The following is a 26,966-nucleotide window of genomic DNA, read 5'->3' on the forward strand; positions in this document are numbered from 1 at the left end:
CGCATGTCTTTGTGGGAATATGCAAATCCGGTTCGTTTTCTGAACCTAAGCGCGCGCGTTTTGCCTGTTTTTTGGGGGCTCGCGGTGGCCTGTCTGATGGTTGGGCTGATCTGGGGGTTTTTCTTTACGCCGGATGATTTCCGCCAAGGCTCCACGGTCAAGATTATCTACCTGCATGTGCCCTCAGCGATGATGGCAATCAATGCCTGGGTGATGATGCTGGTGGCCTCGTTGATCTGGCTGGTCCGCCGTCACCACGTGTCTGCGCTGGCAGCCAAGGCAGCCGCTCCTGTTGGCGTGGTCATGACGCTGATCGCTCTTTTTACCGGTGCTATCTGGGGGCAACCCATGTGGGGCACCTGGTGGGCCTGGGATCCGCGGCTGACATCGTTCCTGATCCTGTTCCTGTTCTATCTCGGCTACATTGCGCTCTGGGAGGCCATCGAGGATCCGGATACGGCGGCGGATCTCACCTCTGTGCTGTGTCTTGTTGGCTCGGTTTTTGCGGTGCTTTCACGATACGCTGTGAACTTCTGGAATCAGGGCCTGCATCAGGGCGCTTCACTGAGCCTCGACAAGGAGGAAAACGTGGCAGACGTGTTCTACATACCCCTGTTGGTCTGCATCGCGGGTTTCGTGCTATTGTTTATTGCTCTGGTCCTGTATCGCACGGGCACTGAAATCCGCCTGCGGCGGACCCGGGCGCTTCAAGCGCGGGAGGGGCGTGCCTGATGCCCGATCTGGGGAAATATGCAGACGCGGTCCTGTCGGCCTACGGTGTGTCGTCGTTGCTGCTATTGCTTCTCGTGATCTTTACGTTACGCAAGGGCCGCGCCGCGCGTCAGGCACTGGAAGATGTGGAAAAAAGGAGCAAGACAAATGGCTAAGGTCTCTCCCTTGATGATCGCACCGCCACTTCTGTTCGCGGGCTTTGTTGCTCTTGCGGGGATCGGCATGTTTCGGGACGATCCCAACCGCTTGCCGTCCACAATGATCGGCCAACCTGCGCCCGCGATTACCGAAGACGCATTGGGGGACTACCCGCCCGTTACACCACAGGCGATGGCGACAGGTGAGGTCACATTGGTCAATTTCTGGGCGAGCTGGTGCCCGCCGTGTCGCGCCGAACATCCCAATCTGCTTAAAATGGCCAGTGAGGGGATGCCGATCATAGGGGTGAACTTCAAAGACACCGAAGGCCCCGCAAGCTCATATCTGGATGATGATGGGAACCCCTTCAAAGCAGTGGCTTACGATCCTCAGGGACGCACTGCCATTGATTGGGGCGTTACCGCGCCGCCCGAAACCTTCATTCTGGATGCGGACGGCACAGTCTTGTTTCGATTCGCCGGCCCCTTGGTGGGCAGTGACTACGAACAGCGGTTCCTGCCCGCTCTCGAAAAGGCCATGTCGGACGGGTAAACCCTCCCAACGCGTGCACGGCAGGCCCTGCGGTTTTTCGAAAAGGCTTTGGACTGATGTCAAAGCCTTTTCGAGTCTTTGAGGCCTAGGCCGCCTGCGCCAGATTACGCAGCACGTAATGCAAAACGCCGCCGTGTTCGATGTATTCGATCTCGATCGCGGTATCGATCCGGCATTTCAGCGTGATCTCTTTGGTGCTGCCGTCGCCCATGGTGATGGTGCAGGGCACTTCTTGCAGAGGTTGGATCGTATCGAGGCCGGAGATCGAGACGGTTTCTTCGCCTGTCAGGCCCAGCGATTTACGCGTGTCACCGCCGGTGAATTCAAAGGGGATCACGCCCATGCCGACGAGGTTGGAGCGGTGGATTCGCTCGAAACTTTCCGCGATCACCGCCTTGACGCCCAGAAGGGCGGTGCCTTTGGCAGCCCAGTCACGCGACGACCCCGCGCCATATTGCTCGCCGCCAAAGATCACCAGGGGCGTGCCCGCTTCCTGATAGGCCATGGCAGCGTCATAGATCGACGTCTGGTCGCCATCGGGGCCTTTGGTATAGCCGCCTTCGACGCCTTCCAGCATCTCGTTCTTGATGCGGATGTTGGCAAAAGTGCCGCGCATCATCACCTCGTGGTTGCCGCGCCGGGAGCCGTAGGAGTTGAACTCGCGCTGCGGCACCTGACGCTCAATCAGGTATTTGCCCGCAGGTGTCGTGTCCTTGAACGATCCGGCTGGGGAAATGTGATCGGTCGTGATCATATCGCCGAGAATGGCCAGCACCGAGGCGTTCTCGATGTTGCTGATCGTGCCGGGTTCTTTGCCCATGCCTTGGAAATAGGGCGGGTTCTGCACGTAGGTCGAGGACACCGGCCAGTCATAGACCTTGCTGTCCGTGGTGCTGACGCCCTGCCATTTGTCGTCGCCCTTGAAGACGTCGGCGTATTTGGTCTGGAAGGCTTCGCGCGTGACCGTCTGTTCGACCAGTTCGGCCACTTCCTGGCTCGTGGGCCAGATGTCTTTCAGGAAGACGTCATTGCCATCCTTGTCGGTGCCAATGGCGTCTTCGGCAAGGTTGATGTCCAGTGTTCCGGCCAGCGCATAGGCCACGACCAGCGGTGGTGAGGCGAGATAGTTGGCGCGCACATCCGGGCTGATCCGGCCTTCGAAATTACGGTTGCCCGACAACACCGATGTGGCCACCAGATCACCTTCGGCTATGGCGTCCGACAGCTCTTTCTGGATCGGGCCGGAGTTGCCGATACAGGTGGTGCAGCCGTAGCCCACGAGGTTGAATCCGATGCTGTCGAGGTCTTCTTGCAGATTGGCGGCTTCAAGATAGGCAGAGACGACCTGAGACCCCGGCGCCAGCGATGTCTTGACCCAGGGCTTGCGGTTCAGCCCCAAAGCGCGCGCTTTGCGTGCCACGAGGCCCGCACCGATCATCACGTAGGGGTTCGACGTATTGGTGCAGGAGGTGATCGAGGCAATCACGACCTTGCCGCTTTCCATCGTGTAATCTTCACCCGCGACGGCAACCTCTTTGCCCATCGGGCGCTTGAAGGTTTCTTCCATTTCGCGGCGGAAGGCGATCTGCCCCTGATCCAGCGCCACGTAGTCCTGCGGGCGTTTCGGGCCGGAGATGGCAGGAACGATGGTGCCCATGTCGAGATGCAACGTGTCTGTATAAACAGGGGCGTAATCGTCGCCGCGCCAGAAACCATTTTCCTTGGCATAGGCTTCGACCAGCGCGATACGGTCTTCGTCACGACCTGTCGTGCGCAGATAGCGCAGGGTTTCGTTGTCAATCGGGAAGAAGCCGCAAGTCGCTCCGTATTCCGGAGCCATGTTGCCGATCGTGGCCCGGTCCGCCAGCGGCAGACGGTCCAGACCCTCTCCGTAGAATTCGACGAATTTGCCCACGACGCCCTTGGCGCGCAGCATCTCTACCACTTTCAGTACAAGGTCCGTGCCTGTCGTGCCTTCCATCATGGAACCGGTCAACTCAAAGCCAATGACCTCGGGGATCAGCATCGAAATCGGCTGACCCAGCATGGCCGCTTCGGCCTCGATACCGCCAACACCCCAGCCCAGAACCGCAGCCCCGTTGACCATGGTCGTGTGGCTGTCCGTACCGACCAATGTATCCGGGTAGGCCACTTCGGCGCCGGTCTGATCCGTGTCGGTCCAGACGGTTTGCGCCAGATATTCCAGGTTCACCTGGTGGCAGATACCGGTGCCGGGAGGCACAACGCGGAAATTGTTGAATGCTTTTTGCCCCCACTTGAGAAAGGTGTAGCGTTCCATGTTGCGCTCATACTCGCGGTCGACATTCATCTGGAAAGCGCGCGGGTTGCCAAATTCGTCGATCATGACCGAGTGGTCGATCACCAGATCGACCGGGTTCAGCGGGTTGATCTTTTCCGCGTCACCGCCAAGGCTGATGATCGCGTCGCGCATCGCGGCGAGGTCAACAACGGCTGGCACGCCGGTGAAATCCTGCAACAGCACGCGGGCAGGGCGGTACGCAATCTCGCGCGGGTTTTTGCCGCCTTTTTGCGCCCATTCGGCGAAAGCTTTGATGTCGTCGGTCGTGACCGTCTTGCCATCTTCGAACCGCAGCATGTTCTCCAGCACCACTTTGAGGGCGGCGGGCAGTTTGGCGAAATCGCCCAGACCGGCCTTGGTTGCGGCGGGAATGGAGTAATAGTCAACGCTTTGCGTACCGACCTGTAGTGTCTTGCGTGTCTTGGAGGTGTCGTGACCAACGGTAATGGGCATAAGAGGCTTCCTCTGGCTTGAGCTGGATCATCTTGTGGGTTGCGCGTTCAATGCCCTATGGGAGAGGGCAGTTCAACTGGAATCAGTGCTGTTTTGCAGAAATGTATACCATTGTGTACCGTTTCAAGGCAAATGGGCTCTCAATCTCTCAAGAAACCTTGATTGGCCATTACAGCGCAGAGAAATTACGGTGATGCAAAGGCCCAATGGCCAAAATGAGGAATCACATGATCCGTTTGTTCAAAGGTATTGCAGCGCTTTGCGTTATGGCAGCGCCGGTATTTGCGCAAAACTCGCCGGTGGTTGTCGAGTTGTTCACATCGCAGGGGTGTTCGTCCTGCCCGCCGGCAGATGAGATGCTGCACGCACTGGCCGAGCGAGACGATGTTATCGCTCTGGCCCTTCATGTAGATTATTGGGACTACATCGGCTGGAAAGATGAATTTGCCGATCCTCGCAACGCAGAACGCCAACGGGCCTATGCGACGGTCGCGGGACGGCGGTCGATCTATACACCGGAAATGATTGTCAATGGCGTCACCGACATCGTGGGGGCAAAGCCGATGGAGGTGTCCAAGGCAATCGCAATCCACAAGGAATATCCCCAGGCGGTCAAGGTGAATGCGACCCGCGCAGGCGACCGCGTGCAGATTGATGCGGAGGTGTTACGTTCGGGCACCGGGCCGATGGTGGTTCAGTTGTTGCGCTACCGGCCTGAGCGGGAATCCCGCATTACGCGAGGCGAGAATGCCGGCCGCACAATTACTTATGCCAATGTGACGCAGGATTGGAACGTGGTTCGAGAATGGGACGGGCGAGCGCCTCTCTCCATGTCCGCCATGGCGCCAGGCGAAGCTCCGGCCGTGGTGCTTATTCAGGCCGCTGACATGGGGCCAATTCTAGCCGCAGCACGTGTTGAATAAGGGCCGTTGGTCCTTGCACCTGACCCGACATTCCAGCGCAGGCCTAGTCTTCGTCGCCGTCATCGACGACCAGTAGAAGTTCCCCGGCGGTTTCCATTTCGCGAATTGTGCTGACAATACTTGCGGTCGCCTCTTCCATTTCCGACGCCTTGACCTTTTCTCGTTCCTCGACCTCTTCACGAAGCTGGTCAGCCATTCGGCCGGACATATTTTCAAGGATGAAATCGGCTGATTCCGACATGCCCGCCGCTTCGGCGCCCGCCAGTGCGGTAAGCAACATATCCTGATCCAGCTCGCGCACAACTCTTGGAATATCGCGTGGCGCGATCCGTTTGGGGATGTTGGCGAAAGTGAAGATGGCCTTGCGCACAAGATCCGCAAATCCCGCGTCGGTCTCGTCGAGGCCTTCCAGAACATCGTCTCTGGTGATGGATTGTGTCGAATTCAATATGGCGCCAACCCGTTCCACCGGGCCGCTGTCAAACGCTTTGAGCGGTTCGGCGTCGAGCTGGGTCGCTAATGAAAGACCAATTCTGTCTACGGCATCGGGTGTCACGGCGCTGGTTTGAGATACTGCGTATGTGATTTGTCGCGCTTTTGGTCCGGGTAGTTTGCCCAGAAGCTCTGCGGCGCGGGCAACGCTAATCTTGGACAGCAAAACAGCGGCGACTTCGGTGCTTTCGTTTTCCAGTACGGGCAAAAGTCTCTCCGCGCTCAGATCCTTGAGCCGCGCCCAGGGGTCGCCATATTGGCGTACGCCCGCCTCCTTGCGAAGCCGCGCGGCTGTCTGTTTCGAAATCCGGCCGTCCAGAGAATCGAGAGCCCCCGCAATGCCACCGGGAAAGGACAGACCAATGCTTTCAAGTTCATTTGCAAACTCGGAGACTACGCTGGACAGGGTATCGCGATCCACCAGTCGCATCGACCCCATCTGCTTGGTCAATTGCGCCTGCAACTCATCGGGCAGGTCCTCAAGCGGAATATCCGCCCCTTCGTTCAGGAGAAGCCGAACAACAACTGCCGCCTTTGCCTTTCGGCTTAGCGAAACTGGTGTTGGATTTCCCGCACCCGGCAAAGCCGGGAACGGAGCCATAGGAACCATATCTGTCATCTTGACCCGCCTGTCTTTGAACTCCTTTTGTTCTGACAGAAAAAGGTAAAGATTGGCTGAAATCAGTAGCTATAGGTTGTGCCGGTTTCCAATGCATTGCGCAGCGAGGTTTCTGACCATGTACCGGCCCCACCATGGGCGCGAATGGCCCGCAGTTGCACCATCGCCCCTGCGGCATCACCGGCCTCGACCAAGCCTTGGCCCATGTAGGATCGCGCCAGGATATTCCCAGGGTCATGATCAATCGCTTTTTGATAGAAAACCATACCCAGATCAACATTGCCCAGCTTGCGATGCGTAAAGCCCATATACGTCAGGCGTCCGGGGTCATTTTCAGGCATCTCGTCGAGAATTGCCTGTGCATCATGATAGCGACCCGCATAGGCGAGTTGGCGTACAGCAAGATACAGCTGATCGCGTTGCAAACTGCTTTCTTGCGGATTGACACATTTTTTCGATTTCTTGTCGTAGACCTGCGCGCCTTCACAAGTGACGGCAGGCTTTGGGGGTGGGGCATCGTTATCGCCCCCGTTCGCCAACACGGCCGTGGGCAGCGAGAAAGCGGCAATAAGAAAAAAACGCGTCATTCCAAAACTCCTAACTCAAACAACGTCTGTAACTGTATAACGCGTCAGCAGGCGGTTTTATTCAATCACTCTGACGTGATCGAATAAAACGCGCGCAGATCAGCTGGTGGTGTTGGTCACGCAGGTGCCTGTTTCGGAATCGTAGACCATGCCTTCAGCGCAGGACATGGTCACTTTCTGTCCGTAATTGCAGCCTTCAGCGAAGGCCAGAACCGGGGCAAGCGTCAGGGCCACCGCAGCGGCCAAAGTCTTGATCGTCATTGCGGGTCTCCTTGATTGGTAGGCTCAAGGTAGCAGTGATCTGCATCGGGTCAACAAAAATGCCTCTCACGCAGCACTGTTGATCTGTTGGCGCTCAATCCTTGAACACCCGGCCAAAGATCGTATCCACATGTTTGGTGTGATAGCCGATGTCGAATTTCTCTTCGATCTCGTCCACGCTCAAAGCCGCCAGAACATCGGCATCGCCCAAAAGTTCTGTTTTGAAATCCTTGCCTTCTTCCCAGACTTTCATCGCATTACGCTGTACCAGCTTATAGGCATCTTCGCGGCTGACACCGGCCTGTGTCAGGGCCAGCAGCACCCGCTGGCTCATCACCAGCCCACGGAATTTGTTCATATTGGCCAGCATGTTGTCGGGATAGATGACCAGTTTGTCGACCACGGAGGTCAGACGGGCCAGCGCGAAATCCAGCGTGATCGTGGTGTCAGGCCCGATGTTGCGCTCAACGGAGGAGTGCGAGATGTCGCGCTCGTGCCATAGCGCCACGTTCTCCATCGCAGGTACGACCGCCATGCGCACCAGACGCGCAAGCCCTGTGAGGTTCTCGGTCAGCACCGGGTTGCGTTTGTGTGGCATGGCCGAAGAGCCTTTTTGCCCGGCGGAGAAAAACTCCTCCGCCTCCAGCACTTCGGTGCGCTGCATGTGGCGAATCTCGGTCGCGATGTTTTCAATGGAGCTGCCGACAACGCCGAGTGCGGCAAAGAACGCGGCATGACGGTCACGCGGGATCACCTGGGTGCTGATCGGTTCCGGCGCCAGCCCAAGTTTGGCGCAGACGTGTTCTTCCACGCGCGGGTCGATGTTGGCAAAGGTGCCGACGGCTCCGGATATGGCCCCAGTGGCAATCTCCTCGCGCGCGCGTTCCAGGCGGATGAGGTTGCGGTCCATTTCCGCATAGAAACGCGCAAAGGTCAGACCCATGGTGGTGGGTTCTGCGTGAATGCCATGGCTGCGCCCGATGCGCACCGTGTCCTTATGCTCCAAGGCGCGGCGTTTCAGGGCGGCTAGCAGAGCTTTCATATCGGCGATCAGAATGTCGGCAGCGCGGGTCAGCTGAACGTTAAAGCAGGTGTCCAGTACGTCAGACGAGGTCATGCCCTGATGCACAAAACGCGCCTCGTCACTGCCCACATGTTCGGCCAGATGGGTCAGAAAGGCGATGACATCATGTTTGGTGACGGCCTCGATCTCGTCGATGCGGGCCACGTCGAATTCGACATCCCGGGCTTTCCATACGGCTTCGGCGTTTTCGCGCGGGATCACACCCAGATCGGCCATGGCGTCACAGGCATGGGCCTCGATCTCGTACCAGATGCGGAATTTCGTTTCAGGGGACCAGATCGCGACCATGTCAGGGCGGGAGTAACGTGGGATCATCGGCTCACCTTTTTGGTATTTGCTTGGGATTGCCGCGCTCATAGACTGACCCGGCAGGGGCCACAAGGCGGGAGCAGACGAAATGAAGAGTTTGATGGCAGCGGCAATGATTTTTTGCCCGGTTCTGACCGGTGCCGAGGAGTGGACGGCGCTGTCGGGCGACCAGATCAAAACCGTTTTGACCGACCGAAAACTGCAATATGCGACCGCATGGCAGGAGTTTCGCGCGTCCGGGCGCACGCTTTACAACGCGGGTGCGGACAGTTGGGGGTACTGGCGGGTGCAGCAGGATCAATATTGCAGCCAGTGGCCGCCCTCCGATCTCTGGGCCTGCTATGATATGGCACAATCCGGCGACAGGCTGCGGTTTATCGGGCAGGGCGGGGACATCACCGATGCGGAATATGCCGACTGAGCCCGCGCCCCGCGTTCTGGAAGATTTCGAAGGCGCATGGGGCATCACCCGGCACATCACTCACGCCGATGGTACAACGGCAGAATTCACCGGCACAGCGCAGTGGGCGCACGATCCGGGCGGATTGATCTACCGCGAGATCGGCAAATTGCAGATGGCACAGGGGCCGGCCTTTCAGGCAGAACGTCAGTATCTCTGGCGGCCCGGCCTGAACGTTTATTTCGATGACGGCAGATTTTTTCACAAGGTGCCGGAATGCGGCGGTGATGCCACGCATTGGTGCGACCCGGATACTTATCATGTCACTTATGATTTTTCCCGCTGGCCGCATTTCACCGCCATCTGGAAGGTGTCCGGGCCGAAGAAATCCTACACGATGCGCAGCGAATACAAGCGCTGTTAGCGCAAGAGGCCTTGCGCTAATGCTGCGGCTGCGGCATTCAGGGAGCAAGAAATTCTCAACGGGAGACATCATTCCATGCAATTGTCCGCTTCTCATTCCGTTCTGGCAGAGGTTTTCGGGCCATCCGAAGGTGCTGCACGGCGCGTCAAACAGGCCGCCTTGGTGGTTCTGGGCATCATGTTGCTGGCGGTGGCCGCCAAGATCAAAGTGCCTATGTGGCCGGTGCCCATCACCATGGGGACCTTTGCCGTTCTCACCATCGGTGCTGCATATGGTGCCCGTCTCGGGCTGGTGACGATCCTCGGGTACATGATTATCGGTGCCTTGGGTTTTGACGTTTTCGCGGGCTCGACGGCTGAGAAGTTTGGTCTGGAATACATGATGGGTGGCACTGGCGGTTATCTTGTGGGCTACGTCATGGCGACCGTTTTGCTGGGCGCTCTGGCGCAACGCGGCTGGGACCGTTCTGCGGGCGGGATGGCCGTTGCTATGCTGCTCGGCAATGTGTTGATCTATGTTCCAGGGCTTTTGTGGCTCGGCACCCTTTACGGTTGGGACAAACCGATCCTTGAGTGGGGTCTGACGCCCTTCCTGCTGGGCGATTTCCTGAAACTGGCACTTGCCGCGGCCCTTTTGCCTGCGCTGTGGAAATTGATCGGAACTGCGCGCCGGTAGACAACAGTCTCAAACGCTTGCAAAAGAAAAGCCAGTGCCTGCGCACTGGCTTTTTTTATGACCATATATGTTTAGACCTATTCGACCAGTTCGGTGATGACTGTTGAGCTGCGTTCCAAAGTGCGGTGCACTGGGCATTTATCCGCAATTTCAAGCAATCTCGCGCGCTGTTCTTCGCCGAGTTTCCCAGAAAGGGAAATCCTGCGCCGCCAGGTGTCAATTTTCTCGCCAACAGAGGTCTCGGCATCTTGGGCGTGCACCTTGTTGTGGCTGACATCGACAGAGACATGATCCAACGGCCAGCCCTTGCGCCGCGCATACATCCGGATTGTCATCGAGGTGCATGCCCCCAAGCCCGCAGACAGAAGACCATAAGGGGACAAGCCCTTGTTCGTGCCCCCATAAGCCAAAGGTTCATCCGCCAGCAAATGGTGTCCGTCAGATGAGGTGATGTCATTCAGATAGCCAGCGGGATCAGCCTCCGAGACCCGCAAAACGCCCTCAGGCGCACCGGGCGGCGGTGCAGGTTGCTTCAGCGCGATATAACGCTGTGCCCAGGTGGCGATGACCTCTGCTGCATATTCGGCATCCTCAGGTCGGCTGATCAGGTGATCAGCGCTGTCCAGCGTTACAAAGCTCTTGGGGTGCTTGGCAGCCAGGAAAATCTGGCTTGCGTTATCAATGGACACAATTTCGTCCCGTGGCGCATGCAATACCAGCAGCGCGGCATCAAGAGCGCCGATCGATGGGGTGAGCTGACCCTGGGCCACATCCTCTATGAAGCCTTTGCCGATCCGGAAAGGGCGCCCTCCAAGCGATACTTCGGCCACGCCTTTGGAGATGATCTCCGGTAGGGCGTCAGCGAAATTATGGGTCACGTGTTCAGGATCAAAAGGGGCGCCAAGAGTGGCTACCGCTTTGACATTGTCCAGTTGTGCTGCCGCCTTCAGGACAGCCGCGCCGCCCAGAGAATGCCCGATGATCAGGGAGGGCGTCATTCTGCGGGCCTTCAGGTAGCTGTTCGCGGAAATCAGATCATCGACGTTGGAGGTGAAGGAGGTATTGGAAAACTCACCTCCCGAATGGCCTAATCCCGTGAAATCGAACCGCAAAACAGCGATGCCAAGCGAGGACAGTCGCGCGGAGATACGGCGCGCTGCGGGGATATCCTTCCCGCAGGTGAAGCAATGGGCAAAAATCGCGGTTGCGAGATGTGGACCCTCGGGCAAATCCAGTCGGGCCGAAAGGTCGGAGCCGTCATGGCCCGGAAATTTGATACGTTCAGTGGGCATGGCAGCGCTCCTTCACCTCCCAGAGTGGGGATCATTGAAAGGAGAGGCAAGGTCTGTGTTACGGTTCTCACGCGGAGGTGACGACGCGCGCGTATTTCCCGGCGTTACACGAAAAAACGCGCCCCGAAATCGAGGCGCGTCCCAGTAATAACGTCTTTTCCGACCTTAGGCGTTCTTGCGAGCCTTGCGACGAGCAAGTGCGCCAAAGCCGCCCATGGCACCCATCAGCAATAGCGCGGACGCTGGCAGAGGAACGGCCGGGACGCCGTCGCCTTCAACGAGCAACCGGGAGGGGTTACCGTTGGCCGCCGCGTAGATCAGGTTGAACTCGCCACCGGTGAATGTCTCGGTTCCGGTTTTGGGTGTGGTCCGGATTCCGGTGGGATTGGCGAAGCTGAAGAGGGCTGCGCCGTCATCATAGATGCTGAAACCATCGTCATGTGTCACCACGGTCTCAAAGGCGTTCTCATACACCTCGGTGAAGGAAAAGAGCGTGGTGGTTTGGAAACGTGGGTTGCTCAACCGCAGGCCGCCCACGCCGGCGTCCAGACCAGAAACGTTACCGAGCGCATTGGTCGCCAGAAAATCGGAAATCGTTTCGAGATCCTGATTGGTCGGGTTCGGTACGAAGAAATCGAGTGAGCCGGAATAGGTGAAGGTGTCTTTGCGGGTTTCATCTGCAGCCGCATAGCGTGCATTGAAATTCTCGATATTTGCCCGCGCACCGGAGCCGGTGCCGCCCGCATTGAAGTTGACAACTTTCACTTCAAAAATGCCGGAAAGCGTGGCCGCTTGGGCGCCCGATGCAAATGTTGCGATGGAAAGTGCGGCGGCAGCCGCGATTGCTGCTAGTTTCAAAATAGAGCCTCCTACTTGTTACAACCGAGGTCTTTGGACCCCGAAACACAGCCGACCTCACAACCACCCTGATAGCGAGACCGGAATTCTGGTCGATCTCTACAGGGACCACAGAGCGAGCAAAAGGGGAATTTTTAAGATTTTTCCTCTATTTGCATAAAATTATCGTTAATCGTATCGGGCCTGAGAACAATGCGCGTCTGGCACGGGAACTGGTTCAATTTGTCCAAACCAACGACCGCAAAAACAGGGCGTTGGTGGTCGAATTCGCTTGCAGGGATTCGCCCAGGCCCGCAGGCTATTGCCCCATCAGGGCCGGATCAAAAGGATAGGTCGTGAGGTTTTCGAACCCGGTCTCTGTGATCAATACCTGATCTTCGAGTTTGATGGAGAAATCACCGCCCTCTGCAGAGACCAGAGCTTCGACACAAAGTGTCATGCCGGGTTCCAGCGCGTAGTCGTAGGCGCCTTCGACAGCGTGATCGGGGTAGGCGACAAGTGGCCATTCGTCACATAATCCCACCCCATGCATCAGGCAGCCGTATTTCTGTTTCTGAAATTGCTCATCCAGCACATGTGTTCCGGCGGAAAGCTCGGGGATCATCACACCCGGCTTGAGCATCTCCATATTGGTCATGATGTGCTCCACCCCGTGCTGCATTGCATAGATCATGTCCGGGCGGGGCTTCTTGTCGCCAATCCACCAGCTGCGCGAGATATCTGTGCAAATGCCATAGCTGCCAACCAGATCAGTATCGAAGCTGATGATCTCGTTTTGCTGACATATGCGTGGGCCGCATTCCTGAAACCATGGATTGGTGCGGGGCCCGGATGACAAAAGCCGCGTTTCGATCCATTCGCCGCCCCGGCGCACGTTTTCGGCGTGCAGGATCGCCCAGATATCGTCTTCGCAGGTCGTCCCGTCACCCACGCGGGCACAGGCAAAGTCTTCCATGCAGCGCACGGCCACTTCGCAGGCATGTGATGAGCAGCGCATTGCTTTGATCTCATCAGGGCCTTTGACCGAGCGGGATTTCTCGGTCACTTCCTCGCCGTCCATCACCTCGAAACCCTGGGCTTCCAAAGCGCGCAACCCGTGCAGCATAACCTTGTCAACCGCGAGGCGTTTCTCCGAAGGCGCATGTGTATCCAGCAATTGCCGGACTTCATTGGCAAAACTGTTCGCCGCCAGATCAACCTTATCACCGCGATCAAAGTAGAAGAGATCCGCACCCGACCTCTGTTCGCGCACCAAGGGATTAAATTCGCTGAGAAAAGGCGCATTTTTGTAATCCCACATCACCATATATCCATCCGCGCAGAGCAATACCGCGCGAAACGGGTTATGGGCGTTCCACAGCTGCATGTTGGTGCTGTCAGTCGCGTAGCGAATGTTCAGCGGATCAAACATCAAAAGACCGGCATAGCCGCGTGCGACGATATGTTGGGTCAGACGTCCATGCCGGTAAGCCCGCATAGCATTGAGATCAGGCAATTCCAAACCGGCGGCGGCCCATTCATCAAATGCCAGTCTTGTCGGTCCGATTTCCACGCGGTCCATATCGTTTGGACTGCCATCGCCCAAAGTTGGCCCCCTGTTCGGGTCAATCTTGCGACTGTCGCGGTAATGCTGGTTCATGTCGGCCTCGTCGGATCAAGCTTGGGTCAAGATTGCGCGGAATCACTGGGCCAGGTTTGCCCGAATGCGACACGGCGAGGGGTCGTTTTTCTACGGGCAAGCCCGGTTCGCGCTGGCAAACGCCCGAAATTCTGCAATGCAAATGTCAAGAAACATGAGTGATTTGCCGTTGAGAACCGGAAACAGCCTTTGAGTAGATCGCCCTGAATGGATCAAAACAGAGTCGGGCGGCATATTGCCAAATACACCGCCCTTTTTGTCGCTGCGTGGCTTACGCCGCTGACCAATGATCGTGCAAAACCACATGGGGTGTGCCGTCCGAGGTTTTCTGCGCGCTACAGCCCGATGCATCGATCACACAGGTGATCTGCTGGCGCAACGCGGAGAAGTGCGCCGATTTCACCACATCTACCGGCGCGTCAAATCGCAAGGTTAATCCCCAGTAGTCACGCCCCCGTGCATTTGCCGCTTTCACCAATCCGGTAAAAGGGTGTCCCAGGTATCGGCCTGAGACCGCCTGCCCCGGGCGATAGGTTGGTTGCGGTGTGTTTTTTGCCATCGCACAGAGCGTATTCCAGTCGCGCGCACCCCATTGGTGGGCCACTGCTTCGAGCGCTTGTGAGTGGGTGATTTGATGGCCGTTGGCGGCAAGTCCAGCGCGCAATCGTTTCGCCTGCGCCTTGAGCGCGTCACGAGAGGGAAGAGATACATCCATTTTCGTCTCCTGTCGGTCGCAAGAGAAGGACGGGGTTCGCATTGCCATGCCTGAGACGACCAGAGAAGGATCAGAACAGAATATCGATGCGTGGCTTCACCAAGGTGCGAACGGCAGGGGCCACGGGACCCTATGCCGCGCGTCATAGGCTTCTGTGCCAGCCAAAGCAAGGACAAGCGCAATATTTCAGCGATCCATATCCGCCAGATAAATGCGCACGGCTTCCTGAACATGACGAAACCGATCGCCCCCCAGATGTTTGCCGCCGAACCAGCGGGTTACGATGATCAGGTGCTTGTGCAGCGCTTCTCGTTCGAGCATGCGCAGGATGACCAATCCGGCTCCGGATTCGCCGTCATCGTTTTTGAGTGGTCCGTTCTCGGTCAGCAATGCCCATGTATTATGCGTGGCTTTGGCAAACTTCTTTCTGCGCAAAAGCGCTTTGATCAGCGCTTTTGCTTCCGCCTCATCTGCGCAGGGTGCGCCTGATACCGCGTATTTTGAGCCTCGGTCGCTAATGATATTTTCAAGAACGCGCATGGAAATTGGGTAGCTTAGCCCGCCGCATCCCGCAAGCGGCGCATCGGGATCATCGACGCCAAAAAAAAAGGCGCCCCGCAGGAGGACGCCTTTCTGAAAATAACGTTTGAGCCGGAGGGTATCTCCGCGAGGTCCTAGCAGCTGTAGTACATTGCGAACTCAACCGGGTGCGGCGTATGTTCGTAGCGCTCGATCTCTTCCATTTTCAGCTCGATGTAGCCATCGATCTGGTCCTTGGTGAACACATCCCCTTTGAGCAGGAAGTCATGATCCGCCGTCAAAGCTTCCATCGCTTCACGCAGGGAGCCACAGACTGTCGGGATACCTTCCAGTTCTTCCGCCGGCAGGTCATAGAGGTTCTTGTCCATCGCCTCACCCGGATCAATCTTGTTCTGGATGCCGTCAAGACCAGCCATCAACAGGGCCGCAAAGGCCAGATATGGGTTGGCGGATGGATCGGGGAAGCGCGCCTCGACGCGTTTTGCCTTGGGGCTTTCGGTCCACGGGATGCGTACACAGCCTGACCGGTTGCGCGCGGAATAGGCGCGCAGAACAGGGGCCTCAAAGCCCGGGATCAGGCGTTTGTAGCTGTTGGTACCCGGGTTGGTGAAGGCGTTCAGCGTCTTGGCGTGCTTGAGGATGCCGCCGATGAAATAAAGCGCCTCCTGGCTGAGGTCCGCATATTTATCGCCCGCGAAAACCGGTTTGCCATCTTTCCAGATCGACATGTTCACATGCATGCCGGTGCCGTTGTCGCCAGCGATGGGCTTGGGCATGAAAGTGGCCGATTTGCCATAGGCGTGGGCCACGTTGTGGATCACGTATTTGTATTTTTGCAGCTCGTCGGCCTGTTTGGTCAGGCTGTCGAAGATCAGGCCAAGCTCGTGCTGGCAGGAGGCTACCTCGTGGTGGTGCTTGTCCACCTTCATGCCCAGACGTTTCATGGTCGACAGCATCTCGGAGCGCAGATCCTGGCTTTCGTCAATCGGGTTCACCGGGAAATAGCCGCCCTTGACGCCGGGGCGATGCCCCATGTTGCCCATCTCGTAATCCGTGTCGGTGTTCCATGAGCCGTCCGACGCATCCACCTCGTAGGAAACCTTGTTGATGGTGTTGGAATACTTGACGTTGTCAAACAGGAAGAATTCCGCCTCCGGCCCCATGTAGGCGACGTCACCAATGCCGGTGGACTTCAGATATTCCTCGGCCTTCTGGGCCGTCCCGCGCGGATCGCGTTCGTAGGCTTCCCCGGTGTCCGGCTCCACAACGGAGCAATGCACACAAAGGGTTTTTTCCGCGTAGAAGGGGTCGATATAGGCACTGTTTACATCAACCATAAGCTTCATGTCAGAGGCCTCGATGGATTTCCAACCCTCGATGGAGGAGCCATCAAACATGAAGCCCTCTTCAAGGAAATCCTCATCGACCTGATCGGCCATCAGCGTCACATGCTGTAATTTACCGCGTGGGTCGGTGAAGCGGACGTCAACGTAATCGACGTCTTCGTCCTTGATCATGTTCAGGAGTTCAGTGCTCATTCTCTTATATCCCTTTGCAATGGAATGATGGTGTGTCGGCGCGGATCAGAGAGCTTCTGAACCGGTTTCGCCCGTCCGGATGCGGATGGCCTGCTCAACGGGCGAGACAAATATCTTGCCATCGCCAATTTTTTCGGTCTTGGCAGCAGAAACGATGGCTTCGACGGCGGCGTCGACCATATCGTCATCCAGAACAATTTCGATTTTCACTTTTGGCAGGAAATCAACGACATATTCGGCGCCGCGATAAAGCTCAGTATGGCCTTTCTGGCGACCGAAACCCTTGACCTCGATGACCGAAAGGCCCTGGACGCCCACGTCCTGCAATGCCTCTTTGACCTCGTCCAGTTTGAAAGGTTTAATAACCGCCTCGATCTTCTTCATGGGGGCCTCCCTACCTATGTTCCGAATGGTGTCAGATCATTTCGCTCCAGAGTGGTCCATGCATTGTCGTTATCTGAAAGCGGCCCGGGAGGGTTTTGACCGCACGTCGCCTATTTCCGGAGCATGTCGCACAAAAAATAAGCAGAATTGAATCGCGAAGGATAGCAATGACCGAATTACTGACCGCAAACCAGATGCGAGCCCTCGAAAACGCCGCCATCGAGTCGGGCAAGGTGTCGGGGTTGGAACTCATGGAACGTGCCGGGCGGGGCGTGGTCGACGCGATTTTCGAAGAATGGCGGGAGCTTGCGAAATCCTCTCACCGCGCGCTCGTGTTGTGTGGTCCGGGCAACAATGGCGGCGATGGATTCGTGGTGGCGCGATTGTTGCACCTCTGGGGCTGGGATGTGGAGGTGTTCCTCTACCGTGATCCTGAGACCCTGCCGCCGGATGCGAAGGCGAATTACAAGCGGTGGCGGGAGATCGGCGCTGTGAATTCTGCCTCGGCCACTCTGGACCTGCGACAGGATCTGCTGGTGGATGCGCTGTTCGGCACAGGATTATCAAGACCAATCGAAGATCCCGAACTTTGCGAAGTTCTGAGGCTGTTCGATGGCGCCACTGATGCGCTGGCAAAATCTGATGTGGGAAGGTCGGATGCGCATGTGCAACCCAGAACTGTCGCAATCGACGTTCCGAGCGGAATTTGTGCAGATAGTGGTCGCGTTCTGGGTGGGGTGCCTGAACACGGGCTTCGCTGCGGGCGGGCCATGCTGACCGTGACGTTTCACCGTCATAAGTTGGGTCATGTTCTACAGGATGGAGAGTATTATTCGGGTCGCTTGGTGGTAAAAGATATCGGTTTGCCACCGCAGGAACAAAACCCGCCGGGTATTGTCTGCTCGGCGCATCAGGAGGCTCATTGGCTGAAGAAGGTTTCCGCAGACCACAAATACACCCACGGCCATGCCCTGGTTCTGTCTGGCGGACCAGGAAAAACCGGTGCCGCGCGGCTGGCAGCGCGGGCGGCGTTGCGGATCGGAGCGGGCCTGGTGACGCTGGGGGTGCCGGGTGCCGCGCAGATGGAGGTCGCGAGCCAGATCACCGCGCTGATACTCAAGCGGACCGACGATGATGCAGCCCTTTCACAGGCGCTGGAAGATGGGCGTATCAACGCGCTTTGTCTTGGGCCGGGGTTCGGGACGGGCACTCGCGAACGGGCGCTCATCGTCTCGGCTTTGCGAGCCAAACGGCCTACGGTGCTGGATGCTGATGCCTTGTCCATTCTGTTTTTCGATGAGGGCGATGCGCTCTTCGGCAAGCTCCACGACACGTGCGTGCTGACCCCGCATGGGGGCGAGTTTGCACGGATGTTCCCGGATATTGCCGAGAAGTTGAACGCGTGCGCAATCAACGGTCCGGCCTTTTCGAAGGTGGACGCGACGCGAGAGGCGGCGAAACGGGCAGGGTGTGTGGTGCTCTACAAGGGGCCGGATACCGTGATCGCCGCTCCGGACGGGCGATGTGCCATCAACTGGGCCCGATACGAGCGCGCCGCGCCTTGGCTTGCGACCGCCGGGTCAGGCGATGTGTTGGCGGGGTTCATTACCGGGCTTCTGGCACGCGGGTTCGATCCGATGCGGGCAGCTGAGGTGGCGGCGTGGTTGCACGTGGAATGCGCGCGTTCGTTCGGTTCGGGAATGATTGCCGAGGATATTTCCGACGAACTGCCGAAAGTATTCCGGAGCCTGACGATCTAGGCCGCGTGTTGCCCCCGGTTTGAAACGGCATCATCGGCAGATGCCACTTCCAATCCGTTTGCATAAAGCACTCTCGGCGCCCCGCAATATATGCGATGCAGTGTCAGCAGCTGTTCGCCATGGTCCTGAATAAACTCATCATCTACCAAGGCGAGGGCTGCAATCATCGCCTGAGGTTGCCCCAAAAGAGAATTTGCGCGCCAATCCCGGATCAGGACCATCTGATCTGCGGGCAAGAGCACATCGTGATCAGGCTGCAGCGCCCCGAGTGAGCCCGCGGATATCTGGATCGCTTGTGTAACAAGATCGACTGTTTCCAACTGCAAGACTGAGACTGCGCCGCCGTTGCGGGTCATCACGTCATCACCCGCCTTCAGGTCTTGGACGGCCATTTCGGTATCCGGCGTGCGGATTTTGGTGCCGGTAATCAATCCCGCGAACGGGGATATTGCTTGCAAGCGCTGCCCTGCAGGACGGTAGCTTCCGTCCACGCGCCCGGCCATTTTCGGCTCCATGGGCGTTATCCTTTCAAACCTGCCTCTAGGTCAACGTCACCCTAGGTCAAATCTTCCGTAAAGTCTTTGACTTTTTGCTCTCGCCAGTCGCGACAGGGTTTGCTAGGAAGCGCGCGTTCCGGTGTTGTACGCCGGGCCGTGCGGGTGTGGCGGAATTGGTAGACGCACCAGATTTAGGTTCTGGCGCCGCAAGGCGTGGGGGTTCAAGTCCCTTCACCCGCACCACAAAAGACTCCCGGAGTCGAAACCACCCCTAAAGCTTTGAACGGTAACGCAATTTCAGCGGTTCTAGGTCCCTGATTCCGATGGTAGGTGATGCGGTCTGCGAAGACCAGTTTGAGCACCAGTCGGCGCATTGCGGTGTGACCACTTTCCCATAGCTTCCAAGGGTTTGCGAGGAATGTCAGAGCCGGTTCTAGTTTTTCGTCGAAACTGCCCGCCGGAAGCTGCTGATTTTCAATTCTGTCACGCAAACGCGCCTGATCGCACTGGATTTCGCTCAGTTTTTCTTCATACGCGCAGATAACGGCATGATCTGTCGCTGAGACTAGGCGGTCCACGAGCCCGTTTTTTTGTTTTTCCAGTCTGCGAAGCGTCATCTTGGCCGAGTGCTTTATCTCTTTCACCCGCTCAGTTCGTGCGTTCCAGATGTCATGGAACATCGCGCGGGCAGCGGCCATCAAGCCCTCTGTCGGCTGGAGTTCTTTAAGTAATGCGCCCACTTCATCCTCAATCTTGTCACGCTTGATGGATTTGCCGTAGTGATCACAGGTCTTCGTTTGGCAAAGATAGTAGGCGTAGTGTTTTGACCGTCCCTTTGAAAGGGAGGAGCGCAGCGGCACATTGCAGCTACCGCAGGTAACGATACCGCGCAAAGCAAATTCGTTCCCTATATTGGCGCGCCTGGGTGCTTTGGCGGTACCTCTTCTGCGTTCTTGCACCTTGTCGAAGATGTCCAGTGGCACAAGCGCTTCATGCTGTGCTTTCAGCCAATTGATATCGTAGTTCTTGGAACAGATATGGCCGGTATAGACCGGTTGCGTGAGGATGTCGGTGACACGTTGCTGCGTAATGACACCGTGCTTGTTGCGCGGGAAATCGGGGAAGCCCTCGAAGAAGCGTTTTACCTCAGCTTGGGCTTGGAATCGACCGGAGGCATAGCCGTCAAAGGCCTCGCGGATGACAGCGTCGAAGGGCGGATTCGGCACCAGAAGCTTGCCATGGCCTTTGAGCGTATCATAGCGATAGCCAATGGGCGGATTGTGAATCCAATAGCCGTTCTGCATGCGCGCTTTCATTTTCTGCGCGACCTGTCGTCCGTTTTGTTTGCGCTCAAGCGCACCCTGTGCCGCCATGATGGTTTCGACGAACTCACCCTCGGGGCTGTCGTCAAAACGAAAGTTCAGACATTCGATTGACGCGTCACGTGTGCGGAACGCGTCCCGCAAGTCCAGATGGAACCTCGTATCGCGCGCAAAGCGTTTGAGATCATCGAAGATAACCACGAAGTTCTGTTCCGGCTGGGCATCCAGAAAAGACAGCAACGCCACCATACCGGGGCGCTGCATGAAGTCACCGCCACCGGTGAAGGTATCCGGGAAGACGGCAGCGATGGCGTAGCCCTTGCTGTCGGCATATTGCCGACATCGGGTCTCCTGGCTTTGCAGCCCATGGCCTTCGGTCTCCTGCGCACGTGAACTGACGCGGCAGTAAATGACGGCTCGTTGGGGGGACGTTGTACTCATATCGGCTCCTTTCCATTTCGGGATTCTGGGGGAGCCACTGTTTCAGGCGCTGTCTCTTCGCGGCAGATATAGTATAGCACATCATCCATGCCGATATCACTGTTTTTGTGCAGTTTTTTCCCGACCTCGACGTCAAGGCCCAGATCGACAAAGCCCTGCATTATGAGGCAAAGAGCGGCCAGAACGATTGGTTGCTGCGGCACACGCACTTCGGGGTCCAGCAGGTGGCCGTAGCGCGCAACAAGCGCATCAGGATCGTTTGCGGACGGGGGCGGGATCTTGTCCTTTTCTTTCATGGCAACGTCCTTTCGTCGTTTTTATCGGAAAAATACGGGCGGCTCTGTGAAGAAACCGCCCGTCTTGCCGTGCTCACAGCTCAGCGTTCCATGCCCGGGCCAGAGCGGTCTTCAGACCGCCCCTGAAACCGATCCTGCCGTCCCTCCCGGGACGGTGCCTGATCCTGGTTTCGGTCCAGCGACAATTCGCGGTCATGCGCTTTGATCACAACGCGAGCGTCGGCCATCAGATCTTTTAATCTTGAAACGTCTCCAAGTGAAAACGAGTGCCTATCTTGCAAGCGCCCATCCTTGTCTTCATGGAGTTTAGATGGCGTCATCGTGTAATAGGTCTCACCCTTAGAACTAGTGTTCTCCCAAACAGCGATTTTCAATTTGCCATCTCTTAGTGTTTCGATTGGTCTGTTTTGATCCATGTGGATCTCCTTTTTGCGGGGTGGGTTGAAGAGGATGTTCTTCCGTGCCACCCCCATGCGCACGAAAGAACAAACATAGAACATATCACAGATAGGAATAAATTCTCAAGGAATATTGTTTTTCCATAATGGGTTACATGCCCCACTAGTGCCGCGTCATGTTGTGGAACGTCTGACTCAGACGGTCTTGTGATTTGTCCTGGTCGCGATCAACCCCAGGCGATGTGCGGGTGCCTTCAAGCGTGAAGGTCTCAACGAAGATCTGTAGATTTGACCAAAGTTGTTCGGTGCGCGCCTCAGCTGACTCGCGGAGATCTATTGCGCGCTCGGTTTGCGCGAAGCCGTGTTTGAGCTGCTGGACGCGCTCATCATATGTTCGCTCATCCGGCAACGGGGTGAGGTCCAAAGAGGGCTCCAGCTTCAGGTGCTTGTCGATGTACCAGCTTTCCTCAAGCCCGTATTGCCGGTTGGAGAGTTCGATATGCTCTTCGGCACTTGAGAACCGCGCTTGGCAGATCTGACGCTGTTCTTCATCCTTTATCGCCGCAATTTGCTGGCGCAGCTTCTCGGTATCACAAATTTGCGTGCCGTCATCGAAGTCAGGTAGAATGGTGTCTTTGTTTTCATCATCAATTTCATCGGAGAACGACATGTTAGAACCCCCTGATTTACACAAACTTCAAAATGATTTTCTGCACGACATCAGCGCACGCTCTGATGCCGTGTTGCTTGCTGGCCTGGACCACGAGACGGTCACCTTCATTCTGCGTCAGCTCAGCACCGAGGCGGCGATGAAGGGGGGACCGGTGCCGCTCTACAAGCACAGCTATCTGATGGAGGACGACGCCAAGACCCTGCGCACCGAGTTTGAGGCGCGCTTTCCCGATCTCGACAAAGATGCTTTGATCAAGGGTAAGATCACTCGCAAATAGTTGGTTCATCGCACAATTCCCTTTCCGACAAAAAGTCCGGTACCGCTGGCATATTGCGGGTAATCCTTGAACGTCTCGGGCACTTTGCGGGCGACAACGGGGCGGTATCTCGGTCCTCGTCGCGTCATGACAAGCACCTTGTCTATCGGCGGATGGTAGTGGTTCGGCAGATATCGTCCGTCCATCCATCTTTGAGTGAAGTAGAACGGCAGAAACCCTTTGGTCGGATGCAAACCGTCTGCGATCATCCGCATGTCTTGCGGGGCCATGTTCAGCACTTCATCGGCGGTCTCCAGCATGCGGCTTTGCTGGCTGAGGTGCCGGGTCTCGTAGTGCTTTTGCCGCAACCCGAAGAGAATGCCGTTCAGGCTGGTGCCGTTCAGAAAAGAGCCTAGCAAGCGCCAGAGCTCGACAGACGCGCGCCCTTGGTCGAGTGGATCATCATATTCCAACGTCTCTTCGCCCAGCAGTTTGGAGACGTGTTCCGCGCTGTCCAGATCGCGGATGCCAAAGTAGAGCTGCACCTGCGCCGATGAGAAGATCTTGCGCTGCGCATTGGGCGCGAGGTCATTCATCTGACTGATGTCCTGAAACACCGCGATGGGTCGGATGCCGATTCCCGCTCCAATTGTAAAAAGATCGGCGATTTCCGGGTAGTTTTCGAAGCGGGCCGCCTCGTCAATGATCCAGGTCTGACGCGGGGCTTCGGGAGCTTTTGCCTTCAGAGTGCGTATGGTTGTCATGTAGCTTTTCAGGACGGGCGCCCAAAGCGCAACCATGTCTTCCGGGCACATCAAATAAAGTTGGAACTTTTGGTCGTCTGCGGTGATGTCTTCCAATCGAAAATCAAACGGGGCCGAAATGCTGCGGCGCAATTGCGGATCGGACAGACAATTGAAGGCCGCGCCCAACTCACCCAGCACGCCTTTCCAACCACCGCTGGTGTCTGTGCGTGCACCTTCGATTTCTTCAGCCAGTGTGCGCACTTCGATATGAGAGGATGAGCGCATTTCTGCAGCATAGGGCTTCCATGCCTTGCCGCCTGCCTGCAGCGCCAAGATGCAATAATAGAGTTCCGGCAGGGTCAGCACGCCGACAGCTTCTATCAGGCTGAGCGCCAGTCCTTCGCCGACGCGGCGCGCAGTAAGCTCAAAATACTTGGCATTGCCCGCACCGGTTTCCGGCAGCAACCCTGCGAGATAGTGTTTCAGGTCAGAGATTAGAGATGTGCTTGACCATCGCAGATTGCCCACAGGGTTTATTCGGTGCTGGGGAAGACCAAATTTACCTTGTGGGTTCCAGTAGATGCAGTGCTTTTTATCCCCTGTCTGATCCTGACTGATGGCTGCCAGTTCGCATTTGATATCGATGGCGACGATTGTTTCCGCGCTGAGAATGCCCTGGCAAATGGTGTATCCAAGCAGCCCAGCCAATTTGCCTGATCTGGCACCGGCCACGATTGTTACGCCGCCGGGACCTTTGTACCAAAGCCTGCGCCCGAAGGCTTTGCCGCAATAAATCGCGTCGTCGGCGTAGTCGAACCAACCCGCCGCTTCCAATTCAGCTTCAAAGGAAAACCGGGCCGAACCGAACCGTTTTTTATCTCGCTTGGAGGATCTGGACATCATTCATCATCCTCGCGATTGCGAAAGAATAGCTTGACGATGGCGATGATCCCGCCGAGTGACAAAAGAAGCAGAAAGCCGGTTTTAGTCAGGGCAAAGAGCACCCAGATCAGGATGCCGCTCCAGACCCAGGGCGCCCAGCTTTGCATTTGCGCGCTGTAGCCGCCGAGAACATGTGTCAGAAGCCATCCCCAACTCCAGTCATAGACATGCGGAAAGGCAACGAAGGTGGCGAGTGCCGCCACCCCGTTGCCCAGAAATGCCAGAGCATTCATGAACCCGCCGCCGCTCATGTCTGAGGCTCCGTTTGGATTTCATCGCGTGCGCGCATAATCTGGCGTCGCAGGCGATTGAGATGCGGCGCTGTGCCCCACACGGCCCCAGTCTGCGGCGTGCCGCGCAGATCCCGGCTCAGGAACTGCATGTGCCCGAGCGCAACCCCGACCATTGCCAGCAGTGGAATCACCACCGCCATGGCGAGAAGCTCATGCGGATAAAGCAAATCCTGGAACCGCCAGGCAAAAGCCGCGCCGCCAAAGAGAGCGATAACGCCCAACGGCAGAAAAGGCCGTCGGACAGATACAACGCTCAAGAGCTCGATGCGGTAGCTGTTCTGCGGGGTCTCGACCGCATGCGGGGTAATTCTGAACTTGCCGAAGGTCATTGGATGTCCTCCGCCAATGCCGCGCAGGCAGTGCTGTGCAACGCGGTTTTGAGTTCTTGCTTGCGATTGGCCACCATTGGCAAGGCAACGACACGGACTGTCGCCGCTTGAACCGCATTCTGGATCAGGCTCCTTTGCAGATATTCACTCTTGGCGCAGGCGCACTGCGATCCGGATTTTGCCTTGATACGTGCAATGCGCTGTGCCTCCAGCGCATCAAGGCGATAGCGCATCGCATCTTCTGCTTCCCGCGCTGCGCCGTTGATATCGGGATCTCCAAATTGGTCACAGATCGCCACGCCAAGGTCGCGATACTCCCGCGGCAGAAAAATCAGCTTGTCTGCTTCGGAACTGCAACGTTTCTCTGGAACGATCTCGCGCGGCTTGCGCTTGGCCTGCAGATCCGCACGGGCGTTTGCGACCAATTCAACCGGACACTGCGTATCCCATCCCGACAGATCAATCTGCCGCCGGGCCATTTCCTGGCCTGTGACAACACTTGTGCAGACCACAACCGCCGCCGCCAGCAACACACCGCCTGTCACCGGCAGTCCTGATGTATCAAAAGACATCTTCTTCGTCCTTTCTGTTTGAGGTTCAAAATATCGTGGGACATCCCACACCCCCGCTTTAGCGGGGGCCAGACAGACCCCTGGGCGATATCCGGGCGGTTTTGTGTAAATCGGGTGCGTCAAACTGGGTGCCCGACGAAACCGCGCACTGCTCCAGACGTCCGGGTAGGGAATGTTTCTTCACCTGACCGGAGCGGCGTGGTCGGTTTTGACCCGAAGATGTGTTTGGCCGCTTGATGTAGGTTGCCACCGACCAACTCTTCGTTTCGATATGGGGACACCTGAGCATTTGTGGGTTTCGGTTCCCGAAACCTAACCGCGGAAAAGCGCCCGCATAGGTGAGATGCGGGCGCTTTAAGCAGTGTTTGAAGGCGGCAGATCAGTCCTCTTCGCGCGTCACCCGCTGCTTGAAAGCAAACACGGTGTAGCAAAAAAGTACGCTGGGGAACACGAGCTCCACCACGAGGATGATCAGCGCCAACGGCAGGAAAAACAAGATGTAGGAGAACGTGTCCGATATACCGGTTTTGGCCGGAAATGCCGGCGGTGTTCCCGCCTGTGTTTCAGCCGCATTCAGAACGGCTGACAGGGTTCTGGCGTGACCTCGCAGGATATCCGTCAGGTTCTGGGACGCTTCTTCATTGCGCGGCACCAGCACCCCCTGACGCAGATCTTCCGCGTAAGACGCAATCAGCGCCGTCGGTACGGCCTCTTTCAGCCTGCTGATCGTTTGACCGATCTCAGCTGCAACATCCTGCAACTGCTCTCGCTGCTCCGCGCCGCTGAGATCATCGTTGCCGATGATGCTGTGCATCTCGGAAAGCAACCCTGCGAGGCGCGCCGCTGCGGTGTTGCGGGTTTTCTGCAGCTCCAAAACAGCGGCAGAGATGGCCTCAGCCTGCTGCCGTTTGCCGCTCACGGCGCGATATGTCGGCCCTGTGCCACCGACATTGCTGGGACCAAGGCAACCACTGTCACGCTCGCAAGCTTCCTTGGCGGAGAGATCAGAAACGATTGCGCCGATGACGGGCATGACCTGCGCGGAGGTCTGCGCGGATCGAACGTTATCATCGACGTAGACGCTCATCTTTTGCGCAAATTGTTCGTAGCGCAGAATGTCGGTCGCATCTTTGACGAGGCCGCCGAAGGTTGCCGCATAGAGACCGATGCCGACAACAAGGATGGAGCCAAGGCTTACAATCCCTGCCATTGGCGTACCAATTGCCGTGTGCATTGCACCGCGCTCAATTGCGAGTCGATTGATACCGTAGGCAATACAACCCGCTGAGATCGCGATGAGAATTGCCTTTACGTAGTCAAATGCGGTCTCAGCACCTATCAGATCCGGGATTGCCAGGGCTGCCAGCAATGCAGAGATAAGCGGACCCAAAATCAATAACCGTTGATCATAGGGCAGGCCCACCTTTTTGGGCACTCGTTTCAGTGGTCTGGTGTCATCGCGTCCGTTCTTGGAAGATTTTTTCATGTCGTTTTCTCCTTTGAAGT

At 57.0% G+C, this 26,966-nt stretch carries 31 protein-coding genes and 1 tRNA gene; 10 read left to right on the forward strand and 22 right to left on the reverse strand.

Annotated features, from left to right (window positions below):
* Positions 1-3: 3 nt before the first annotated feature.
* From ACOTTU_RS16930 to ACOTTU_RS16940, 3 genes are read left to right on the forward strand one after another with little or no spacing between them, the layout of a single operon-like run.
* The gene (locus ACOTTU_RS16930; RefSeq protein WP_425659759.1) at positions 4-732 is read left to right on the forward strand and encodes a heme ABC transporter permease; all 729 of its coding nucleotides are present in this window, start codon (positions 4-6) and stop codon (positions 730-732) included.
* Positions 732-887: a heme exporter protein CcmD gene (gene ccmD / locus ACOTTU_RS16935; protein ID WP_298921376.1), complete on the forward strand. Its 156-nt coding sequence runs from the start codon at positions 732-734 to the stop codon at positions 885-887. Before ACOTTU_RS16930 ends, ccmD begins: the two co-directional genes overlap by 1 nt.
* Complete coding sequence (locus tag ACOTTU_RS16940) at positions 880-1,422, forward strand: DsbE family thiol:disulfide interchange protein (protein ID WP_425659761.1); 543 nt, start codon at positions 880-882, stop codon at positions 1,420-1,422. Before ccmD ends, ACOTTU_RS16940 begins: the two co-directional genes overlap by 8 nt.
* A gap of 85 nt (positions 1,423-1,507) precedes the next feature.
* Here ACOTTU_RS16940 and acnA read toward each other — a convergent pair whose 3' ends face one another.
* On the reverse strand, positions 1,508-4,195 hold the full coding sequence (acnA, locus tag ACOTTU_RS16945) for an aconitate hydratase AcnA (RefSeq protein ID WP_425659762.1): 2,688 nt from the start codon (positions 4,193-4,195) through the stop codon (positions 1,508-1,510).
* A gap of 227 nt (positions 4,196-4,422) precedes the next feature.
* Here acnA and ACOTTU_RS16950 point away from each other — a divergent pair, with 227 nt between their 5' ends.
* Positions 4,423-5,118, forward strand: coding sequence for a DUF1223 domain-containing protein (locus tag ACOTTU_RS16950; RefSeq protein ID WP_298921383.1), 696 nt, complete (start codon positions 4,423-4,425; stop codon positions 5,116-5,118).
* 43 nt (positions 5,119-5,161) lie between these two features.
* Here the strand turns inward: ACOTTU_RS16950 and ACOTTU_RS16955 are convergent, their stop codons facing one another.
* From ACOTTU_RS16955 to purB, 4 genes are all read right to left on the reverse strand, one after another.
* Positions 5,162-6,229, reverse strand: coding sequence for a flagellar motor switch protein FliG (locus tag ACOTTU_RS16955; protein WP_425659764.1), 1,068 nt, complete (start codon positions 6,227-6,229; stop codon positions 5,162-5,164).
* Positions 6,230-6,291: 62 nt separating this feature from the next.
* Positions 6,292-6,816: a tetratricopeptide repeat protein gene (locus tag ACOTTU_RS16960; protein WP_425659766.1), complete on the reverse strand. Its 525-nt coding sequence runs from the start codon at positions 6,814-6,816 to the stop codon at positions 6,292-6,294.
* 99 nt (positions 6,817-6,915) lie between these two features.
* Positions 6,916-7,077, reverse strand: coding sequence for a carbohydrate-binding module family 14 protein (locus tag ACOTTU_RS16965; protein ID WP_425659768.1), 162 nt, complete (start codon positions 7,075-7,077; stop codon positions 6,916-6,918).
* Between the two features lie 94 nt (positions 7,078-7,171).
* Positions 7,172-8,476, reverse strand: coding sequence for an adenylosuccinate lyase (gene purB / locus ACOTTU_RS16970; protein ID WP_425659770.1), 1,305 nt, complete (start codon positions 8,474-8,476; stop codon positions 7,172-7,174).
* 82 nt (positions 8,477-8,558) lie between these two features.
* On the opposite strand from purB, the gene ACOTTU_RS16975 reads away from it, so the two are divergent.
* From ACOTTU_RS16975 to ACOTTU_RS16985, 3 genes are all read left to right on the forward strand, one after another.
* Positions 8,559-8,891 carry a hypothetical protein gene (locus ACOTTU_RS16975; RefSeq protein WP_425659771.1) on the forward strand — a complete coding sequence of 111 codons (333 nt, stop codon included), beginning with the start codon at positions 8,559-8,561 and terminating at the stop codon, positions 8,889-8,891.
* Positions 8,872-9,294 carry a DUF6314 family protein gene (locus ACOTTU_RS16980; RefSeq protein ID WP_425659773.1) on the forward strand — a complete coding sequence of 141 codons (423 nt, stop codon included), beginning with the start codon at positions 8,872-8,874 and terminating at the stop codon, positions 9,292-9,294. The genes ACOTTU_RS16975 and ACOTTU_RS16980 overlap by 20 nt, the downstream gene beginning before the upstream one ends.
* Before the next feature lie 75 nt (positions 9,295-9,369).
* Complete coding sequence (locus tag ACOTTU_RS16985) at positions 9,370-9,969, forward strand: biotin transporter BioY (RefSeq protein ID WP_298921394.1); 600 nt, start codon at positions 9,370-9,372, stop codon at positions 9,967-9,969.
* Between the two features lie 77 nt (positions 9,970-10,046).
* Here the strand turns inward: ACOTTU_RS16985 and ACOTTU_RS16990 are convergent, their stop codons facing one another.
* The 7 genes from ACOTTU_RS16990 to ACOTTU_RS17020 form a co-directional block, all read right to left on the reverse strand.
* Positions 10,047-11,261: a bifunctional alpha/beta hydrolase/OsmC family protein gene (locus tag ACOTTU_RS16990; RefSeq protein ID WP_298921397.1), complete on the reverse strand. Its 1,215-nt coding sequence runs from the start codon at positions 11,259-11,261 to the stop codon at positions 10,047-10,049.
* A 165-nt stretch (positions 11,262-11,426) separates the two neighbouring features.
* A complete protein-coding gene (locus ACOTTU_RS16995) occupies positions 11,427-12,119 on the reverse strand; it encodes a VPLPA-CTERM sorting domain-containing protein (RefSeq protein WP_425659774.1) in 693 nt (230 codons plus the stop codon).
* A 298-nt stretch (positions 12,120-12,417) separates the two neighbouring features.
* Positions 12,418-13,758 carry a dimethylsulfonioproprionate lyase DddP gene (gene dddP, locus ACOTTU_RS17000; protein ID WP_425659776.1) on the reverse strand — a complete coding sequence of 447 codons (1,341 nt, stop codon included), beginning with the start codon at positions 13,756-13,758 and terminating at the stop codon, positions 12,418-12,420.
* A gap of 271 nt (positions 13,759-14,029) precedes the next feature.
* Positions 14,030-14,473 carry a glyoxalase superfamily protein gene (locus ACOTTU_RS17005; RefSeq protein WP_425659777.1) on the reverse strand — a complete coding sequence of 148 codons (444 nt, stop codon included), beginning with the start codon at positions 14,471-14,473 and terminating at the stop codon, positions 14,030-14,032.
* 186 nt (positions 14,474-14,659) lie between these two features.
* Positions 14,660-15,013 (reverse strand): YigZ family protein, encoded by a 354-nt coding sequence (locus ACOTTU_RS17010; protein WP_298921404.1) that lies wholly within the window; start codon positions 15,011-15,013, stop codon positions 14,660-14,662.
* Between the two features lie 134 nt (positions 15,014-15,147).
* Entirely contained in the window at positions 15,148-16,551 is a 1,404-nt protein-coding gene (glnA, locus tag ACOTTU_RS17015) for a type I glutamate--ammonia ligase (protein WP_298921406.1), read from the reverse strand.
* A 45-nt stretch (positions 16,552-16,596) separates the two neighbouring features.
* Positions 16,597-16,935 carry a P-II family nitrogen regulator gene (locus ACOTTU_RS17020; protein WP_298921408.1) on the reverse strand — a complete coding sequence of 113 codons (339 nt, stop codon included), beginning with the start codon at positions 16,933-16,935 and terminating at the stop codon, positions 16,597-16,599.
* A 167-nt stretch (positions 16,936-17,102) separates the two neighbouring features.
* Here ACOTTU_RS17020 and ACOTTU_RS17025 point away from each other — a divergent pair, with 167 nt between their 5' ends.
* Positions 17,103-18,695, forward strand: coding sequence for an NAD(P)H-hydrate dehydratase (locus ACOTTU_RS17025; RefSeq protein WP_425659779.1), 1,593 nt, complete (start codon positions 17,103-17,105; stop codon positions 18,693-18,695).
* Here ACOTTU_RS17025 and ACOTTU_RS17030 read toward each other — a convergent pair.
* On the reverse strand, positions 18,692-19,210 hold the full coding sequence (locus ACOTTU_RS17030) for a Hint domain-containing protein (protein ID WP_425659781.1): 519 nt from the start codon (positions 19,208-19,210) through the stop codon (positions 18,692-18,694). The genes ACOTTU_RS17025 and ACOTTU_RS17030 overlap by 4 nt on opposite strands.
* A 140-nt stretch (positions 19,211-19,350) precedes the next feature.
* Between ACOTTU_RS17030 and ACOTTU_RS17035 the strand changes: the two genes are divergently transcribed.
* A tRNA-Leu gene (locus tag ACOTTU_RS17035) sits at positions 19,351-19,435 on the forward strand.
* Here the strand turns inward: ACOTTU_RS17035 and ACOTTU_RS17040 are convergent.
* From ACOTTU_RS17040 to ACOTTU_RS17055, 4 genes are all read right to left on the reverse strand, one after another.
* Positions 19,414-20,955 carry a recombinase family protein gene (locus ACOTTU_RS17040; RefSeq protein ID WP_425659783.1) on the reverse strand — a complete coding sequence of 514 codons (1,542 nt, stop codon included), beginning with the start codon at positions 20,953-20,955 and terminating at the stop codon, positions 19,414-19,416. The genes ACOTTU_RS17035 and ACOTTU_RS17040 overlap by 22 nt on opposite strands.
* A complete protein-coding gene (locus tag ACOTTU_RS17045; RefSeq protein WP_425659785.1) occupies positions 20,952-21,251 on the reverse strand; it encodes a hypothetical protein in 300 nt (99 codons plus the stop codon). The genes ACOTTU_RS17040 and ACOTTU_RS17045 overlap by 4 nt, the downstream gene beginning before the upstream one ends.
* Positions 21,252-21,331: 80 nt before the next feature.
* Positions 21,332-21,478 (reverse strand): hypothetical protein, encoded by a 147-nt coding sequence (locus tag ACOTTU_RS17050; RefSeq protein WP_425659787.1) that lies wholly within the window; start codon positions 21,476-21,478, stop codon positions 21,332-21,334.
* A gap of 334 nt (positions 21,479-21,812) precedes the next feature.
* Complete coding sequence (locus ACOTTU_RS17055; protein ID WP_425659789.1) at positions 21,813-22,319, reverse strand: hypothetical protein; 507 nt, start codon at positions 22,317-22,319, stop codon at positions 21,813-21,815.
* On the opposite strand from ACOTTU_RS17055, the gene ACOTTU_RS17060 reads away from it, so the two are divergent.
* The gene (locus tag ACOTTU_RS17060) at positions 22,318-22,599 is read left to right on the forward strand and encodes a hypothetical protein (RefSeq protein WP_425659790.1); all 282 of its coding nucleotides are present in this window, start codon (positions 22,318-22,320) and stop codon (positions 22,597-22,599) included. The two genes, ACOTTU_RS17055 and ACOTTU_RS17060, sit on opposite strands and share 2 nt — an antisense overlap.
* Before the next feature lie 5 nt (positions 22,600-22,604).
* Here ACOTTU_RS17060 and ACOTTU_RS17065 read toward each other — a convergent pair whose 3' ends face one another.
* The 5 genes from ACOTTU_RS17065 to ACOTTU_RS17085 all read right to left on the reverse strand — a co-directional run bounded on the left by ACOTTU_RS17065 (position 22,605) and on the right by ACOTTU_RS17085 (position 26,946).
* Positions 22,605-24,227 carry a type IV secretory system conjugative DNA transfer family protein gene (locus ACOTTU_RS17065; RefSeq protein ID WP_425659792.1) on the reverse strand — a complete coding sequence of 541 codons (1,623 nt, stop codon included), beginning with the start codon at positions 24,225-24,227 and terminating at the stop codon, positions 22,605-22,607.
* Positions 24,224-24,517, reverse strand: a complete 294-nt coding sequence (locus tag ACOTTU_RS17070; protein ID WP_425659794.1) for a hypothetical protein — start codon at positions 24,515-24,517, stop codon at positions 24,224-24,226. The genes ACOTTU_RS17065 and ACOTTU_RS17070 overlap by 4 nt, the downstream gene beginning before the upstream one ends.
* Complete coding sequence (locus ACOTTU_RS17075; protein ID WP_425659796.1) at positions 24,514-24,888, reverse strand: hypothetical protein; 375 nt, start codon at positions 24,886-24,888, stop codon at positions 24,514-24,516. Before ACOTTU_RS17075 ends, ACOTTU_RS17070 begins: the two co-directional genes overlap by 4 nt.
* Positions 24,885-25,460 (reverse strand): hypothetical protein, encoded by a 576-nt coding sequence (locus ACOTTU_RS17080; RefSeq protein WP_425659797.1) that lies wholly within the window; start codon positions 25,458-25,460, stop codon positions 24,885-24,887. The genes ACOTTU_RS17075 and ACOTTU_RS17080 overlap by 4 nt, the downstream gene beginning before the upstream one ends.
* A gap of 379 nt (positions 25,461-25,839) precedes the next feature.
* Complete coding sequence (locus tag ACOTTU_RS17085) at positions 25,840-26,946, reverse strand: hypothetical protein (protein WP_425659799.1); 1,107 nt, start codon at positions 26,944-26,946, stop codon at positions 25,840-25,842.
* Positions 26,947-26,966 lie beyond the last annotated feature (20 nt).

Source organism: Roseobacter sp. EG26, assembly GCF_049830555.1.
Classification (GTDB): domain Bacteria; phylum Pseudomonadota; class Alphaproteobacteria; order Rhodobacterales; family Rhodobacteraceae; genus Roseobacter.